General features: G+C 69.2%; 15 protein-coding genes. 7 read left to right on the forward strand and 8 right to left on the reverse strand.

All coding sequences use genetic code 11. The annotated features are described in order from the left end of the window. Positions 1–76: 76 nt before the first annotated feature. Both HB724_RS16200 and HB724_RS16205 read left to right on the forward strand, forming a co-directional pair. Positions 77–1,591 (forward strand): DHA2 family efflux MFS transporter permease subunit, encoded by a 1,515-nt coding sequence (locus HB724_RS16200; protein WP_346344745.1) that lies wholly within the window; start codon positions 77–79, stop codon positions 1,589–1,591. A gap of 193 nt (positions 1,592–1,784) precedes the next feature. Beyond that, positions 1,785–3,608: a cache domain-containing protein gene (locus HB724_RS16205; protein ID WP_213981985.1), complete on the forward strand. Its 1,824-nt coding sequence runs from the start codon at positions 1,785–1,787 to the stop codon at positions 3,606–3,608. On the opposite strand, the gene HB724_RS16210 is transcribed toward HB724_RS16205, so the two are convergent. From HB724_RS16210 to HB724_RS16240, 7 genes are all read right to left on the reverse strand, one after another. After that, positions 3,605–4,966 carry a DUF418 domain-containing protein gene (locus tag HB724_RS16210; RefSeq protein WP_256731567.1) on the reverse strand — a complete coding sequence of 454 codons (1,362 nt, stop codon included), beginning with the start codon at positions 4,964–4,966 and terminating at the stop codon, positions 3,605–3,607. The genes HB724_RS16205 and HB724_RS16210 overlap by 4 nt on opposite strands. 200 nt (positions 4,967–5,166) lie before the next feature. Beyond that, on the reverse strand, positions 5,167–6,024 hold the full coding sequence (locus tag HB724_RS16215; protein ID WP_256731568.1) for an RDD family protein: 858 nt from the start codon (positions 6,022–6,024) through the stop codon (positions 5,167–5,169). Next, on the reverse strand, positions 6,017–7,015 hold the full coding sequence (locus HB724_RS16220) for a stage II sporulation protein M (RefSeq protein WP_213981988.1): 999 nt from the start codon (positions 7,013–7,015) through the stop codon (positions 6,017–6,019). Before HB724_RS16220 ends, HB724_RS16215 begins: the two co-directional genes overlap by 8 nt. Further along, a complete protein-coding gene (locus HB724_RS16225) occupies positions 7,012–8,310 on the reverse strand; it encodes a DUF58 domain-containing protein (RefSeq protein WP_213981989.1) in 1,299 nt (432 codons plus the stop codon). The genes HB724_RS16220 and HB724_RS16225 overlap by 4 nt, the downstream gene beginning before the upstream one ends. Continuing rightward, on the reverse strand, positions 8,307–9,263 hold the full coding sequence (locus HB724_RS16230; protein WP_213981990.1) for an AAA family ATPase: 957 nt from the start codon (positions 9,261–9,263) through the stop codon (positions 8,307–8,309). Before HB724_RS16230 ends, HB724_RS16225 begins: the two co-directional genes overlap by 4 nt. Next, positions 9,250–10,401 (reverse strand): hypothetical protein, encoded by a 1,152-nt coding sequence (locus tag HB724_RS16235; RefSeq protein WP_213981991.1) that lies wholly within the window; start codon positions 10,399–10,401, stop codon positions 9,250–9,252. Before HB724_RS16235 ends, HB724_RS16230 begins: the two co-directional genes overlap by 14 nt. After that, complete coding sequence (locus HB724_RS16240; protein ID WP_213981992.1) at positions 10,398–11,030, reverse strand: hypothetical protein; 633 nt, start codon at positions 11,028–11,030, stop codon at positions 10,398–10,400. Before HB724_RS16240 ends, HB724_RS16235 begins: the two co-directional genes overlap by 4 nt. Before the next feature lie 125 nt (positions 11,031–11,155). On the opposite strand from HB724_RS16240, the gene HB724_RS16245 reads away from it, so the two are divergent. The 5 genes from HB724_RS16245 (at position 11,156) to HB724_RS16265 (ending at position 15,464) form a co-directional block, all read left to right on the forward strand. Beyond that, entirely contained in the window at positions 11,156–11,938 is a 783-nt protein-coding gene (locus HB724_RS16245) for a hypothetical protein (RefSeq protein WP_213981993.1), read from the forward strand. 119 nt (positions 11,939–12,057) lie between these two features. Then, positions 12,058–12,729 (forward strand): sensor histidine kinase, encoded by a 672-nt coding sequence (locus HB724_RS16250; RefSeq protein WP_213981994.1) that lies wholly within the window; start codon positions 12,058–12,060, stop codon positions 12,727–12,729. An 11-nt stretch (positions 12,730–12,740) separates the two neighbouring features. Then, the gene (locus tag HB724_RS16255; RefSeq protein ID WP_213981995.1) at positions 12,741–14,375 is read left to right on the forward strand and encodes an ATP-binding protein; all 1,635 of its coding nucleotides are present in this window, start codon (positions 12,741–12,743) and stop codon (positions 14,373–14,375) included. Next, positions 14,372–15,019 carry a response regulator transcription factor gene (locus HB724_RS16260; RefSeq protein WP_213981996.1) on the forward strand — a complete coding sequence of 216 codons (648 nt, stop codon included), beginning with the start codon at positions 14,372–14,374 and terminating at the stop codon, positions 15,017–15,019. Before HB724_RS16255 ends, HB724_RS16260 begins: the two co-directional genes overlap by 4 nt. Positions 15,020–15,098: 79 nt before the next feature. Next, positions 15,099–15,464: a response regulator gene (locus tag HB724_RS16265; protein ID WP_213981997.1), complete on the forward strand. Its 366-nt coding sequence runs from the start codon at positions 15,099–15,101 to the stop codon at positions 15,462–15,464. Positions 15,465–15,817: 353 nt separating this feature from the next. Here HB724_RS16265 and HB724_RS16270 read toward each other — a convergent pair. Further along, on the reverse strand, positions 15,818–17,290 hold a 1,473-nt coding region (locus HB724_RS16270; protein ID WP_256731569.1), incomplete at its 5' end, for an FAD-containing oxidoreductase.

Here is a 17,290-nt window from a genome sequence, read left to right on the forward strand (position 1 = left end):
CCCCGGCCGCGCCAGTCGGGCGGGTCAGGCGTCCCCAGCGCCTGCCCGCCCGCACGAAGGGGTCGCCGCCCTACCGGTGAAGAATCGCGGGCTGCTGACTCTCGGCGTCATGATGGCGACGATCATGCAGATCCTCGACACCACGATCGCCAACGTCGCGCTGCCGCACATGCAGACCGCGCTCGGCGCGACCGCCGATACGGTCACCTGGGTACTGACCAGCTATATCGTCGCCTCGGCGATCGCGATCCCGATCACCGGCTGGCTCGCCGACCGGGTGGGCTCGCGCAACCTGTTCCTGATCGCCACCGTCGGCTTCGTCATCGCCTCGGCGATGTGCGGTGCCGCGCAGACGCTCACCGAGATGGTGCTGTTCCGCATCCTCCAGGGCATTTCCGCCGCCTTCCTGAATCCGCTCAGCCAGACGGTGATGCTCGACATCAATCCGCCCGAGCGCCAGGGCAAGGCGATGTCGATCTGGGGCATGGGCATCATGGTCGGCCCGATCATGGGGCCGCTGATCGGCGGCTATCTGACCGACAATTTCGATTGGCGCTGGGTGTTCTTCGTCAATCTTCCGGTCGGCGTGGTCTGCTTCGCGATCCTGTGGTTCCTCCTCCCCTCGCGGCCGATCCGCAAGCGCCCGTTCGATCTGTTCGGCTTCTCGCTGCTCTCGCTGTTCATCGCGGGGCTGCAGCTCATGCTCGATCGCGGCCAGCAACAGGACTGGTTCTCCTCGACCGAGATCTGGATCGAGATGCTGATCGCGATCGTCGCGCTGTGGATGTTCCTCGTCCATCTCGTCACCGGCAAGAATCCGATGTTCGAGCGCGAGCTGTGGAAGCACGCCAATCTCGTCACCGGCATCTTCTTCATGCTGGTGATCGGCCTGGTGATGATGGCGACGATGGCACTGATGCCGCCGATGCTCCAGGCGCTGTACGGCTATTCGGTATTCGATACCGGCGTGCTGCTCATGCCGCGCGGCGTCGGCGTGCTGCTGACGATGGCGATCGCGGCGCAGCTCATGCAGCGTGGCCTTGATCCGCGCTGGCTGGTCGGCGTCGGCCTGACGGTCGCCGCCTTCTCGCTGTGGCAGATGTCGCAGTGGACGCTGATGATGGGATCGATGCCGTTCGTCGTCTCGGGCCTGGTCCAGGGGCTCGGCCTGGGCATGGTATTCATGCCGCTCCAGGGCCTCGCCTTTGCCGGTCTGCCGCCACGCTTCCGCACCGAGGCGTCGAGCCTGATGAACCTGACGCGCAACATCGGCGCATCAGTGGGCATCTCGATCGTGACGGCGATGCTGGCGCGCAACATCCAGACCAGCCACGAATATCTGGGCAGCCACATGACTGCACAGGCCATGAACGGGCTCGACCCCAATCTGCTGCGCGCGCTCGGCGGCTTCGGCGCCAGCGCGTTGGCGATGATGGACGCCGAAGTGAACCGCCAGGCGGGCATGATCGCCTATCTCAACGATTATTGGGCGATGGCGATCGTGACGGCGCTCAGCGTGCCGCTGGTCCTGATCCTGCGGCGCCCGGCCGGTCCCGCCGAGAAGCCCGATCCGTCAGCGGCGGGGCACTGATTTCGCAAAAGCGTTCCGCAGCAATTGCCTTTGGGTGATCGTTGAGATTCCCGCTCGGTTGCGCCGGGTCAAAATGGCCCGGCGCGCCGCCCCGCATCGGACAAGCCGTCTATAAGGAAATATCCTACCCATGGCATCCCGCCATGGGGGAGCCGGCGGCGTGCCTGCGGCCCCGCCCATGACGAGGCTTTCGATGTTCGCGCAACTGGGCAGGCTCTCCCTCGCCACCAAGACCACCGTCATCACCGTCTTCGCGCTGCTGCTGCTCGCGGTCTCGACCTATGTGGTCGGCGATCGGGTGCTCACCGCCGATGCCGAGCGTGTCGCCGCCGAGCGCCAGGAAACCAACATGCGCATCGCCTGGCACGTGCTCGGCCAATATGGCAGCAGCTTCCGCGCCGAGGGAACGAACCTCTATGTCGGCGATCGCCTGCTCAACGGCTGGACCAAGCCCGTCGATGAAGTGAAGGCGCTGGTCGGCGGCACCGCGACGGTGTTCGGCGGCGACATGCGCGTCACCACCAACGTCACCAAGCCCGACGGCAGCCGCGCGGTCGGCACACCGCTGGCCGCCGGTCCCGCCTATGACGCGGTGCTGCGGCAGGGCCGCAGCTATCGCGGCGAGACGGAGATCCTCGGCAAGGCCTTCTTCACCGCCTATGATCCGATCAAGGATGAATCGGGCCGGGTGATCGGCGTGCTCTATGTCGGCATTCCCAAGGCCGATGTCCTCGCCTCGCTCGCCACCCTGCGCAGCTCGATGGCCGGCGCCTCGTTCGTCATCGCGCTGATCGTCACCGCCGCCTGCTTCTTCGTCTGCCGCGCCATGTTCCGCCCGCTCGCGGCGATGAACGGTGCGATGCAGCGCCTCGCCGCCGGCGAGACCGAGGTCGATATCCCCGCCCAGGGCCGTCAGGACGAGATCGGCCGCATGGCCGCCGCGCTGGAAACCTTCCGCGAGGCGGCGATCGCCCGCCACGCCGCCGAAGCGCGCAACCATCGTGCCGAGGTCGAGCGCGAAAAGGCGATGCAGGCGCTCGCCGCCTCGCTGGAGCGCGTCGCGGCCGGCGACCTGACCGCCGATGTCGGCCCGGATTTCCCGCGCGACTATTCGGTGCTCGGCGGCCATTTCGACAAGGCGCTGGCAAGCCTGCGCACGCTGATCGGCACAGTGATGGAGAGCACCGCCGCGATCCGCACCGGATCGAGCGAGATCGCCGACGCTTCAGAGGATCTGGCGCGCCGCACCGAAAGCAACGCCGCCAGCCTGGAGCAGACCTCCGCCGCCGCCGCGCAGATGAACCAGCGGATCACCGCCACCGCCGCCGCCGCGAGCAGCACCGTCGAGCGTGCCGACCAGGCGATCGGCGCGGTCGGATCGGGCCGCAGCACCGCCGACGAGGCCGTGCAGGCCATGGGCCGGGTGAGCGAAAGTGCCAAGGGCATCGACAGCGTGATCGAAGGGCTCGACAAGATCGCTTTCCAGACCCGCGTCCTCGCGATGAACGCGGCGGTCGAGGCTGGCCGTGCCGGCGAGGCAGGCCGCGGCTTCGCGGTCGTGGCGGATCTGGTCTCCGCGCTCGCGATGCGCGCCGAGGAGGAAGCCGGGCGAGCCCGCGACCAGCTCACCGCCACCCAGACCGACATCGTCGCCGCCGTCCATATGGTCGAGAAGGTGGACAACGCCTTGTCGCAGATCGTCGGCGCGGTGGGCGAAGTCCACAGCCTGCTCGGCGGGATCGCTGCCGACAACACCGCCCAGGCCGGCGCGATCAAGGAAATCAGCGTCGCGATCGGTTCGATGGATCACGCCACCCAGCAGAATGCCGCGATGGTCGAGCAGACCTCCGCCGCTGCCCGTGCGCTGATGCAGCAAGTCGCGAGCCTCGACACCCAGGCCGCCACCTTCCGGATCGGCGAAACCGCTCCGGTGGTCGCCCGGCGGCCGGCCCCCGCTCCTGCCCCGCGCCCCACACCGCGCAAATCGACCGCCGAAGCGGCCTGGACGAGCTTCTAGCCCAGCAGCGGCGCGCCGGCCGGTTCCGTCCCGGAAACCGCCGGCCGCCGCAGCGGCTGCCACTGCACATAGGCCAGGCTGCGCCACAGCCATTCCAGCGGACCGCTGGTGAAGCGCCCCATCCATGCATGGGCGAACAGCACCAGCAGCACGATCCCCATCGTCGAGATCGCCGCCATCTGCGCCCAGCCGTACCGGCCCCAGAGGCCAAGGCCGAACGGCGCGAACACTATGTATTTCCCCGCAAACTGCTGGAGGAAGTACAATGAAAACGCCATCCGCCCCGGCGCCTTGAACACCGAAAGCAGCGCGTTGCCCGCCCGGGTCTGCAACGCATAATTGACCAGCGCGAGATGCCCCAGCCCCACCGCGAGCCGGGCGAACTCGGCGGTGATCCAGCTCGTTCGCGGCATCAGCGTGAAGGCGATCGATTCCGAAACGCCGATCGCGCGCGCGGTGATGCCGAAGCCATAGGCGGCGAGCATCAGCACCAGATAGAAGCGCCGGCTCCGCTCCCCCTGGATCACCCCCCATTTCCACAGCGCCACGCCGATCAGCATCGTGCAGAACGCCTCGATCACGTCCCACACCAGCCATTGCTCGGCCAGATACCCCCAATAATCCCAGGCCGAGCGCGCATAGGGGATGAAGCCGCCCTGATGCGCCTTGATCTCCTGGTCGATCCGCGCGTGCAGCTCGGCATCGGGTCGTCGCGCTGCCGCCAGCCGATCCCAGTCCGCCAGCGCCTTAGCGTCCGCCACGCTCGGCGCCTCGCCGGAGCGCTGGTGGGCATGGGCATCGTCCACCTGCCGCACCAGCGCCGCCCGGTCGGCATAGTGGCGCACCCCATGCTCGGGGATTCCCACCGCGCAGAGCACCGCCCATCCCAGCCCGAGCGCCAGCAGCAGCTTCGGCCCCAGCGTGCGGAACGGGAACAGGAACAGCGCCGCCAGCGCATAGATGTGCAGGATGTCGCCGGGCCAGAGCAGCACGAACACGTCGAACAGCCCGAATGCCAGCAGCCACAGGTTCCGCCGCCAATAGAGATCGGCGACCGCCACCGGCCCCTCGGGCGTCATCGCCTTGCGCGCCAGCACCATCATCCCCGCGCCGAACAGGAATTCGAGCAGGCAGCGCTGCGTGCCCGCCAGCAGCACGTTGACCAGGGCCCAGGCGGTTTGGTCCGCCGGGCTCCAGCCGATCGAGCGTATATCGGCCGAGAATTGCCAGATCGGCGCGGCCATATAGGGCACGTTGATGTAGAAGATGCCCAGGATGGCGAGCCCGCGCAGGATATCGAGCACGTCGATACGCGCCTTGCCCCGAACGGGCGCGAGGGAAACCAGCGGCTCAGCCATCATGTACCCGCATCGAACCAGCGGGCTTGCTAAACCCAGGTTGGTCAATTCCGCGTAAAGATCGGCGGCGACCGGTTTGCACCAAGGGAATCGTCATCCCGGCGCAGGCCGGGATCCAGGAGTCACGGGCGACACGGCAGAGAAACCCTGGATCCCGGCCTGCGCCGGGATGACGGTTGCTCTCCTTTACTCCACGCCCCCTAAGCCGCCTCGTGCTTGTCCCGCCGGCGCTTGCCGAACAGCATGTTGCGCTCCAGCCGCTTGCACAGCGCCGCATAATAGGCCCGGAGGAAAGCCAGTTCGTCGCCGTCCGCCCCGGTCCAGCCGATGCGCGAGCGGATCGTCCGGGCGACGACGATCATCGCGAGTTCGTCCTGCCGCCGCAGCACTTCCTCCAGCTTCTGGAGCTCGAACTCGCCATAGGCATTCAACTGCGCGTCGCTGAAGGCATAGCGCGGCAGCTCCCGATGCCCGACCACGCTCGCGCCCAGGCTGCGGCGCGGCAGGCGCGTGACCCAGGTGCCCGCGATCAGATCGCCCACCCGCATATGATCGCGGTTGAGGAACGGAAAGAGCAGGAACACGCCGCTCCACGCCAGCCCGGCAAGCGAGGTCGCCGTGTCCGCAAGCCCCTGCGAGCTCTCATAGGCAAGGAACGAGAGCGGCAGGAAGAATTCCAGCTCGCGCATCGCGTTGCGCGCGATCACGGCATGGCCCGAGAGCCGCCGCCCGTTCCGCGCGACGACGCGCAGCTTCATCACTCGCTTGCCGATCGTCGCCGAACGCGTGCCCAGTTCGAACGCGGTGAAATAGAAATTGCGCAGCACGAAGAAGCCCAGCAGCCAGATCGCCGCCACCGCCTGCGCCGCCGCGGCCCCGCCGCCGGCAAGCACGAACAGCGCCGCGATGGTGAGCAGGATCAGCGCCCCCAGGATGATGACCAGATCGAGCACGAACGCCCCCGCCCGCTCGCCCACGCTGGCGAGGTGGAGCCGCAGATCCACGCCCTCCGGCGTCACGAACGCGCGCGTATCGCTGCGCGGGCGGCGCTCAGCCATGCACATCGGCCTCCCGCACTGGCATGACGTAGAAATAGAAGATCCAACCCAGCAGCGCGACACCGCCGATCGCCGCGCGCACGGCATCGGAGCGCACCACCTGCCGACCCACGCCTTCCAACACGCCGGCCACGCCCAGCATCACGACGACGCCCAGCATCACCAGCGCCGCCGTCCGCCCCGCCGTCACCGCCGCCTCGCTCCGCGACACGCGCCCGGGAAAGGCCACCGCCATGCCGATATGGAGCCCCGCCGCGCCGGCAAGCGCGATCGCGAACATCTCCGTCGTGCCATGGATCGAAAGCCACGCAATCGCCTGGAACCCCAGCCCCTTGGGCACATAGATCGCCAGGAACGCCCCCAGGATGCAGCCATTGTAGAGGAGCAGCAGCACGGTCGGCACGCCGAAGGCGAAGCCCAGCGCGAAGCACAGCAGCGCCATCTGGGCATTATGCGTGAACAGGAAGGTCGCGAACACACCCAGCGCGTCGCCCGACTGGTAGAGCGCGGCCTTGAGCTCGGCCGCCGATGCCTGGGGACCGCGCCCGCCGGCCAGATCCTCGGGCACGATCGCATAGAACCAGGCGGGATCGCGCATCACCATCAGATAGGCAGCGAGCGTGCCGATCAGCAGCATCCCCACCCCCACCAGGGTCTCGCGCCCGATCGATCGGATCGCATGCGGCCAGGCCACGGCGAAGAAATAGCGAATGCGCCGCCACAGCGGCGGCTGGACGCCGTAGAGGATGAAATAGGCCCGCGTCGCCAGCGATTCGAGATAGGCGACCAGATCGGCGTCGAGCGAAGTCTCGCGCGCGACCGACAGCGACGACAACGTGGCGCGATAGAGTACCGGCAGCTCGAACAGATCCTCATCCGAAAGCGAAGCCGCGCGCCCGCGCTCGATCCGCCCGATCAGCGCCTCCAGCCGCTCCCAATCGCCCTGGCGCACCTCGCGGAAACGGCCGTTGCTGAGATCGGTCGCGCTCACAGCAGGTTCCTCCGCTTGAAATCGAGATATTGCCGCACCAGCGCCGGCCCCACCGCATCGTGCGCGGCCTCCAGCACATGGATGCCGAGATGGCGCAGCCGCGACACGACGATGCGACGTTCGCGCAGCATCGCGGCGGCCGTCACCGCGCGCGAGACATCGTCGATCGTCTGCGGCTCGGCGGCGGCGATGCCTTCCAGCTCCACATCGTTCAGGATCACGAACAGCACGAGGTGCCGCCCCATCAGGCTGGCCGCCGCGCGGATCATCAGCTCGGCCCCCGCCTGATCGGTGAACTCGGTGAAGACGACCACCAGCGAGCGCCGCGTGAGATCGCCCGCCAGCGTGGCGAGCGCGAGCGTGAAATTGGTCTCGGCGGTGCTGTAGTCGAGCTCGCCGGCCAGCCGCTGCATCAGCGGAAAGGCGCGCACGCCCGAGACTGCGCCCGAGGAGATGCGCGGCTTGGAATCGAAGCCGAACAGGCCCACCCGGTCCCCCAGCTTCAGCGCCGAATAGGCCGCGAGCAGCGCCGCGCTGATCGCCCGGTCGATGCGCGGCAGACCCTCCACCGGCTCGCACATCACCCGGCCCGCATCGATCGCGAAGACGACCTGGTTGTTGCGCTCGATCCGGTTCTCGCGGGCGAGCAGCTGGTGGTGGCGGGCGCTGTGGTTCCAGTCGATCGTGCGGCGCTCCATGCCCGATCGCCATTCGGAGAGCGCCTCGAACTCGCTGCCCTCGCCGCGATCGATCCGCGCCATCTCGCCGGCCTGAGCGTCTCGCAACAGCATCGTCGCGGCGCTCCGCACCGGCCGGATATCGGGCGTAATCAAGATACGGCGGCCGATCTCGACGACACGCTGGCGCCACACGAGCCGGAGCGGCCCGGTCCAGCGGCTCCACAGCCGCTCGATGCCGTCCGCACCGCGACGGACGGGCTCGAAGGCGATACGCACGACTTCCTCGCCCGGCATCACCCGAGTGCGATCATCGGCCAGCGGGCGCAGGCGCGGACCTGTCGCGAGCGCGATCTCCAGCCCGACCGGCGCACGCGCAGCCGCCGCGACGGCGATCTCCACCGTCAGCGGCGCGCCGATCTCGATCGCGCCGGGGCAGCGCACCTCCAGCGCCGGCGGCGGCGCGGCGAACAGTGCGTCGAGCCCGATCAGGGTCAGGACCAGCGGGATCCACAACAGCCCGACGAACCAGAGCTGCGGCACGGCGATACCCAGCAGCAGCGCCAGCGGCGCCCCCGCGGCCATCAGCAGCACAGCCTGGCGCGTCGGCCGTATCAACGCGGCGCCTCCACCTGCTCGACCAGCGCCTCGATCACCGCATCGACCGAACGGCCGTCGATCTCGGCGGCGGGCGAGAGGATGACGCGATGGCGCAGCGCCGCCGGCGCGAGCTGCTTCACATCGTCGGGCAGCACGAAATCGCGCCCGTCGAGCGCGGCACGAGCCCGCGCAGCGGCAGCCAGCGTCGCGGCGGCGCGCGGCGAGGCGCCGACCTGGAGATCGCCGGTGCTCCGCGTGGCGCGCACCAGCCGCACGACATAATCGATCACCTCCTCGGCCAGCCGATTGCCCGAGACGGCATCGGCGGCGGCGCGGATCGTCGCGGCATCGGCCACGCGCTCGACGCCCCATTCCTCGGGCCGCGGCATGCCGAAGCGATTGCCCATCGCCGCGACGATCCGGCGTTCCTCCTCCGCGGTGGGATAGCCGACCTCATATTTGAACAGGAAGCGATCGAGCTGCGCCTCGGGCAGCGGATAGACGCCCTGGTTCTCGATCGGGTTCTGCGTCGCGACCACCATGAAGCGGTCGCTCAGCCGGTGATCGACGCCGTCGATCGTGACGGTGCGCTCCTGCATCGCCTCCAGCAGCGCCGCCTGGGTCTTGGGCGGGGTGCGGTTGATCTCATCGGCCAGCAGCAATTCGGTGAAGATCGGCCCACGCGTAAGCGTGAAGGACGAAGTCTGGAAGTTGAACAGGTTGGAGCCGAGGATGTCGCCGGGCAGCAGGTCCGGCGTGAACTGGATGCGGCCGTAATCGAGCCCAGCGGCACGCGCGAAGCATTGCGCCAGGAACGTCTTGGCAGTCCCCGGCGGCCCTTCGAGCAGGATATGCCCCGATGCGAACAGCGCGACGAGCATCAGCTCGACGGCATCGTCCAGCCCCACCACCGCCTTGCCCACTTCGCCGCGGATCGCGTCGCCGAGCGCCTTCACTTCATCGATGTTCACGGGTGACGGTCCTCTTCCAGAAATAGAGATCGCGAGCCGCAGCCAGCAGCGTACGGGTATCGGGCGCATCGGCGGCGCGCGCGGCGATGCTCGAAAAAGGCTCGCCCTCGCGGCTGAGCTTGTCGAGATAGCCGTCGAGCGCTTCGCCGGTCAGCCCCGCCGGCGCGCCGGTACTTGCGGCCACCGCCTCGCGGATGAGCGTCGCATAGCGCTCGCCGGTGCGGTGCCGGCGGCGCGCGAGGCGCAGCAGCGCCGCGCCGTTCTCGGCCAGCGCCTGCTTGCCGAACGCGATGCCCCGTTCGGGCAATGCCGCGGGTCCAAAGCGCAGCATCGCGTGCCAGCCGGCCAGCAGCGCCGCCAGCAGCACGCACAAAGTCAGCGGCAAAAATGGCGCCTCGAACGCCAGCTTCAGCAGATTGGGATTGCGGCCGAAGCCGTGGAGCGTCAGGTCGAACGCCACCGGGCCGTCCGGCGCGGCGAACTGGCCGAGGATGCGGATCGCCCGCTCCGCCCCTTCCTCCGTGGCCAGCCCCTTATTGTCGAACAGGTCGGGATCGGCGACGATCGTGGTGACGCCGCCGCCGACATAGGCCACCAGCGCGCGGCCCTCCTGCTCATAGGCGGCTTCCAGGTCCGGGCCGGAGATGGTGCGGAATCCGCCGGGCGGCGCTTCCTCGATCACCGGCTTGGCGACCTGCGAGACCGGCATCGCCGCGATCGCGGCGGGCAGCTTGCCGAGCGACTGCGCCCAGCCCGGCCTGCTGGGAAGCGGCATGACTGCCCATTTGGGCAGGATCACCATGGTCGGCAATTCGCTGCGCCGGTCGAGTATCCGCTTCACCGCCGCCGGATCGGTGTCCGGGCCGAGAGTCAGCACCAGCAGCGTATCGTCGCCCAGGTCCGCCTCGCGGCGGATCAGCCGGACATTGCCATGGGTGCGCTTCACCAGCTCGGCAAAGCCGGCGAATCCCACCGCCGAGCCGGAAAGCGCGTGGTTGCCGCCATTCTGCGCCGGCCGCAGATCGTCGGCATAGGCGGAGAGCCACAGGAAGGAGAGGAAGCCGACGATCGACAGCGCGATCAGGGCCAGCAGCGCGCGCGCGGCGAACGGCGTGGCGGCGCTGGGCGCGGCGCTCATTTCCACGATCCCGGCAGCGCGAAGGCGCCATAGGCGGCGCGCGCCTCCTCCCAGTCGCCGCGCTGGAGCCCGCGCCCGCCGAACAGGCTGCGCTCCACCGGCGCCGCCATCGCGACAAAGGCGTTGCGGACGATCTGCGGCAGGCCCGCGGCAATGCCGATCTCGCGGCTGGTGAGCGAAGGCCGCAGCACGCGCGGCCGATTGCGGGCGATATCCTCCAGGCTGCGATGCAGCAGCAGCCGCGCGGCCTCCTCATAGCGCCCGGCCGCGGCCATCGCGTCGGCTTCGGCCAGCAGCGCGCGGGCGACCTTCTCCTCGGGCCGCCAGGCAGCGATGTCATGCTCAGTCTCGGCCTTGGCGTCGCGCTGGCCGCGATTGCGGATCAAGCTGCTCGCGATCAGCCACAGGATCAGCCCCGCGCCCAGGATCACCATCGCCCAGAAGATCCAGCCGGCATAGGGCGCGACGGGTTTCAGCGCTTCGCCCAGCCAGCGCAGCCAGGGCGGGATCTCGGGCGGCTTGGCCGTCGGCAGGTCGAACTGGATATCGGTGCGCGCGCGCAGATGCGCGTGCGCCGCCGCGACCGATTCCGTCGCGGTCTTTTCTCCGGTCGCGCTGATAGCCCCCACACCGGACACGCTACCCGATCGTCCGGCCCAAGAAAAGCGGTATGGGCTGGACTTGCGCGATACTTTGGGCACATCTTCTACGCGGGCGCGATGGGGGCATCGCGCGACTTGATAGAGGGGGAAGCATGGCCGAAGGTGAAGACGGGCGGTACGAGATCGCCAGCGTCATTTCGCGTGCATTCGATACGATCACGTCCAACGTGCCGCTATTCGTCGGCCTGGCGCTGATCCTGGCCGGCATTCCGGCGGCTGCGGCCAACTGGTGGCAGCTCAGCCAGACCATCAGCTATACGACCGCCCCGGGCCAGTTCATTTCCAGCACCGTCTTCACCAGCGGCTATTTCGGCCCGATCCTCATCGCCGGTCTGGTGAGCATGGTGAGCGGCGTGGTGCTCCAGGCCGCGCTCACGCGCGCGACGGTCACCCATCTTTCGGGCGAGAAGCCGAATTTCGGCCAGTGCCTCATGGTCGGGCTCACGATGATCCTGCCGATGATCGGGATCGCGATCCTGCTCTCGCTGGGCGTCGGCCTCGCCTCGCTGCTGCTGATCGTGCCGGGCATCATCCTGTGGCTGTGCTGGTCGGTCGTGGTGCCGGTCTATGTCCAGGAAAAGGTCGGCGTGTTCGAAGCATTCGGGCGCAGCATGGCGCTGACCAGCGGCTCGCGCTGGCGCATATTCCTGACGATGCTCGTCGTGGTGATCGGGCTCTGGCTGCTCAGCATCCCCGCGGGCATGCTGACGCTCGCCGCCGCTTCCGCCGGCACCGTCGCCTCGGCGATCGTCGCCGGTGCGATCAGCGCGCTGGGCAGCATGGCGATGGTGACCGTGCAGGCCTGCATCTATGTCGAGCTGCGCGACGTGAAGGAAGGCGTGGCCCCGGCGGACCTGGAGGCGATCTTCGCCTGACCCGGGAAGCGCGCAGACTATCTTCTCTCCGTCACCTCGGCCGCCCCCCTAAACCTGCGTATGATACCCCGATCCGCCCCGATCGGAGATCACAGGGCCACCCAAGGAAGGGAGGCCCGATGCCCATGACGACCCCGAACGCCGCGAACGAGGATGGTCCCGTCGCCACGGTGCTGCCCGCCGCACGCGAGCCCAGCCGCGCCGACGAGGCCCATCATCGCATCGCCAACAGCCTCCAGCTCCTCTCCGCGATGGTCTCGGTCGAGGCGCGCGGGATCGAGGATCCGGCGGCGCTCGCCGCGCTCGACATGACGCAGCGCCGGATCGGCGCGATCGCCAGCGTCCACCGCCAGCTCTATCGCTCGCACGAAACCTCGATGGTCGATCTCGGCAGCTATCTGGAGGAGCTCGGCGCCGATCTGGAGGCAAGCTATGCCAACGCGGCGGCCGGCCGCCGCGTGCTGGTCCATCCCTCCCCGATCGCCGTCGCGCCCGAAGAGGCCACTGCGATCGGCATCATCGTCTCCGAGCTGGTCGGCAATGCCTGCAAATATGCCTACGCCCCCGGCCAGCCCGGCGACGTGCGGATCGCGCTCCATCCGATGCTGTTCGGCGGCTATATGCTCGAAGTCGAGGATCGCGGCCGCGGATTCACCGTCGGCGGCCCCGCCCCGGGGACCGGGCTCGGCGGCCGGCTCATCGAGATGATGGCGGCGCGGCTGGGCGGCTGGCACGGCTATGACGATGCGCGGCCGGGCACGCGCTTCGCGCTCTTCGTCGGCAGGCGCTGATCTTCCGCCGCATGCTCTCCACCCCGAACGAAGCCGCCTCGTCTTTGCCGTTGCGATCGCCCCGCGTTTCGCCCAGCGTGGCGCCCGTCTGGCTGGCCTGGAACCGGCCGTGGCGGGAGGCGATGATGCGCGGCGATGCCGAAGCGAGACGATTGGCGGTGCGATTGCGGATCGCGGCCGCGATGGTGCTCGCGCTGGGCATCTTCGCGCTCGACGTGCTGAGCCCGCTCCAGGGCGCGGTCGCGGTCCTCTACACCACCGTCGTCCTCATGTCGGCGCGCAGCAACGATCGCAGCATGATGATCTTCGCGGGCACGGTATGCGCCCTGCTCGCGATCGCCGGCTATTTCGTCAGCCATGGCGGCGCGCCGCTCGGATCGCCGGCGATGCGGCTCGCGGTCAGCCTGGTCGCGATCGCGATCACCACCTTCCTCTCGGTCCGCCACCGCGCCGCCGCCGAGCAGCGCCGCCGCTCCGAGGAACGCTATCGCACGATCTTCAACGCCGCCGGCTTCCCGATCTGGGAGGCGGACCTGTCGGCCGCCTTCGCGATGCTCCGCGACGGGCGCCATCCCGATACGGAGATGATCGGCCATGCCGCAACGACCGCGACGGTGCGCGACGCCAACCAGGCGGCGGCGCGGCTGTTCGGGCTCCCGGATCGCAACGCGCTCATCGGCGGCACCGTCGTCGCGCATCATACGCCGGCGGCGGACGCCGCGCTCGGCCGCATCCTCACCGCGCTCGCGAACGGCGACACCGCAGTCGAGGAGGAAACCCGGTTCCAGACGCTTTCCGGCGAGGTCATCGATGTCGTGCTGCGCGTCACGCTGCCGCCCGGCGACGATGGGTGGACCCGCGTGCTGGTGATGGCGCTCGACGTCACCGAGCGGAACCGCGCCCAGGCCCGCCTCGCCGAATCCCGCGCCGAGCTGACGCATGTCGCGCGCGTCACCACGCTGGGCCAGATGGCCGCATCGATCGCGCATGAGGTCAACCAGCCGCTCTCGGCGATCATCACCTATGCCCGCTCCGGCAAGCGCTGGCTGGCGCGCGAGGCGCCGCAGGCGTCGGAAGTCTCCGACTGCCTCGATCACATCGCGTCGAACGGCACCCGCGCCGCCGATGTGATCGCCCGCGTCCGCGCCCTCGCCCGCAAGACCGATCCCAAGCAGAGCCGCATCGATCTGGCCGTGCTGGTCGAGGAGACCATCGCGCTGCTGCACCGCGAGCTCCAGGTCAACGACATCGCCGTGCGCACGTCGCTCCCGCCCGATCTCCCCGCCGTCCCGGGCGATCGCGTGCAGATCCAGCAGGTGCTGATGAACCTGATCCTCAACGCCGAGCAGGCCATGGCCCAGACCCCGCCCGACCGGCGCGAACTCTGCGTCGAGGCCACGCGGGAGGATGGCAGCGTGACGATCCAGGTCCGCGATTGCGGCACCGGCATCGCCGACGATCCGGAAAGCCTGTTCACCCCCTTCTTCACCACCAAGGCGGACGGCATGGGCATGGGCCTGTCGATCTGCCGCTCGATCGTCGAGCAGCATGGCGGCACGCTGACCGCCGCCAACGGTCTCGAAGGCGGCGCGGTCTTCACCTTCCGCCTGCCGATCGCCGATGCAGAGGAAAGGGCCGCGGCATGAGCGACGATGCGATCCAGGGCTGCGTCTGCGTGGTCGATGACGATCCCGAGGTGCGCGGTTCGCTCGGCAGCCTGTTCCGCTCCAGCGGGCTCGACGTCGCGCTCTACGAGGGCACCGACGCCTTCCTGGCGGCCGGCGTGCCGCCCGTCGCCTCGTGCCTGGTGCTCGACGTGCGGCTGCGCGGCGAGAGCGGGCTCGATTTCCAGGAGCGGCTGGCGGCGCAGGGCCTCGACATCCCGGTGATCCTCATCACCGGCCATGGCGATATCCCGATGACGGTGCGCGGCATGCGCGCCGGCGCGATCGATTTCCTGCCCAAGCCGTTCAGCGACGATCAGATGCTCGCCGCCGTCGCCGCCGCGATAGAGACCGATCGCGCCCGCCGCGCCCAGTCCGCCGGAACCGCGAAGCTGCACGAATGCTATGCCCGGCTCACCCCGCGCGAGCGCGAGGTGATGGGCCTGGTCGTCACCGGGCTGATGAACAAGCAGGTGGCGGGCCGCCTCGACCTGTCCGAGATCACCGTGAAGATCCATCGTGGCAACATGATGCGCAAGATGGAGGCGCAGTCGCTCGCCGATCTCGTCCGCATGGCCGAGCAGCTCGGCGTGCGCGACGAGAGCATCCATCGGTTTAACATCTGAGTATGATGGCGCGCGGCACCCGCGGCGCCCATTTCTGGCTCTCCTCGGCAGCACGCCGCCAGTATCCGGAGTACCCGTCTTGATCCCATCCCCAGTCATCGCGATCGTCGATGACGATCCCGGCGTTCGGGGAAGCCTGGACAGCCTGCTGCGCTCGGCCGGCATGACGAGCCTGCCCTTCGCCTGCGCCGAGGAGCTGCTTGCCTCGGGCGCGCAGGCGCAGCTCGCCTGCATCGTCACCGATCTCCACATGCCGGGCATGACAGGGCTCGATCTCCAGGCCGAGCTCGCGCGGCGCGGTTGGCCGCACCCGGTCATCATGATGACCGCCTTTCCCACCGATGCCGCACGCGACCAGGCGCTCGGCGCGGGTGCCGTCGCCTTCCTCACCAAGCCGATCGATCCGGACAGCCTGCTGGAAGCGATCGAAGGCATAGCGGACTGACCGCTTCTTATAGCCCTCTCCCCTTGGGAGAGGGTTGGGTGAGGGTTAAGTGCAATCCACTCTCGATGAGCCCCCTACTCCAGCTCACCCTCACCCCTCCCCCGCAAGCGAAAGGAAAAAGGGCGCCGCCGGCAGGCGACGCCCTCCCCGTTCCGCAGCGGCACGTCCGTTGGGATCGACGCACCGCAGCGACCGTCCCCTCACCCAAAGGCGGGAGGACCGGAGCTCTTCGAAGCGGGACGGCGCATGTTTCACCTCTGGATAGCCAGGTCGTCGAGCCGGCTAGCTGGGGTGCGCAAGACCCGTCGTTCACCCAAACTTATGGATGATACGCCGCCGAAACCTCTCCGCTCTCACGCCGCCGGCTTGAGGTCTATCAGCAGCGTCGGGATCAGCTCCGATACGGTGGGATGGATCGGCACCGCCCAGCGCAGCACGTCCAGCGGCTGATCGGCATGCATCATGTCGAGGATGCCGTGGATCGCCTCGTCGCCGCCGACGCCCAATATCGCGGCGCCCAGGATGCGGCGTGTCTCGGCATCGGCGACGACCTTCATCAAGCCCCGCGTCTCGCCCTTCTCGATCGCCCGCGCCACGCGCGTCATCGGCCGGTGCGACACCAGCAGCGGGCGCCCCGTCGCGCGCGCCTGCGCCTCGGTCAGCCCAACCCGCCCCAGCGGCGGATCGGTATAGAGCGCATAGCCCGGCAGCCGCTGCTTCAGGCTGCGATCGTCCCCATCGAGCAGATTGGCCGCGACGATCTCGTGGTCGTTCCACGCCGTATGGGTGAAGGCCCCGCGCCCGTTGCAGTCGCCCAGCGCCCAGATGCCCGGCACATTGGTCGCAAGCCTGTCGTCCACCCGGATATAGCCCCGCTCGTCGGTCGCCACGCCCGCCGCGTCGAGCCCTAGATCGTCGGTATTGGGCCGCCTTCCGATCGCGAGCAGCACATGGCTGCCCACCACCTGCGGCGCGCCCTCCTCGCAGCTCACCCGCACCGAGACGCCGTCGCCATGCGGCGTGAAGCCGATACAGGTCGCGCTGGTCCGCACCGCCACGCCCTCGGCCTCCAGCATCTCGCGGATCGCCTGGCTGATGTCCTCGTCCTCGCGCGCGATCAGCCGGGGCGCCATCTCCACCACGGTCACCCGCGATCCCAGCCGGCGGAATATCTGCGCGAACTCCAGCCCGATATAGCTCCCGCCCACCACCACCAGATGCTCGGGCAGCGCGTCCAGTTGCAGCATGTCGGCATTGGTGAGCGTCCGCACCGCGTCCAGCCCCGGCATCGGGGGCCGCGCCGGCCGGCCCCCGACGTTCAGGAAGATACGCGGCGCGGTGAGGCTCTCGCCGTCCACCGCGATCGTATCGGGCGCGGTGAAGCGGGCATGGCCGCGCACCAGCGTCAGGCCCGGCATCCCGGCCAGCCATTTCTCGTTGTTCGCGCGCGATCGGGCCGCGATCGCCTGGGCGCGGGCGATCACTGCGGGGAAGTCCACCGTCACCGGCCCCGCATCGACGCCATATTCCCCCGCCCGCCGTGCAAGATGCGCGGCATAGGCGCTCGCCACCATCGCCTTGGTCGGCGTGCAGCCGGTATTGACGCAGGTGCCGCCGACAAGCCCGCGCTCGATCAGCGCCACCGTGAGCCCCTTGCCCGTCAGCCGGTCGGCCAGCGCCGGCCCCGCCTGCCCGGCCCCCCCCCCCCCCCCCCGCCCCCCGCGGCCCCCCCCCCCCCCCCCCCCCCCCCCCCCCCCCGGGGCCCCCCCCCCCCCCCCCCCCCCCCCCCCCCCCCCCCCCCCCCCCCCCCCCCCCCTGGCCCCCCC

Origin of the sequence: Sphingomonas sp. dw_22 (assembly GCF_018449795.1) — a bacterium.
Taxonomy (GTDB): Bacteria; Pseudomonadota; Alphaproteobacteria; order Sphingomonadales; family Sphingomonadaceae; genus Sphingomonas.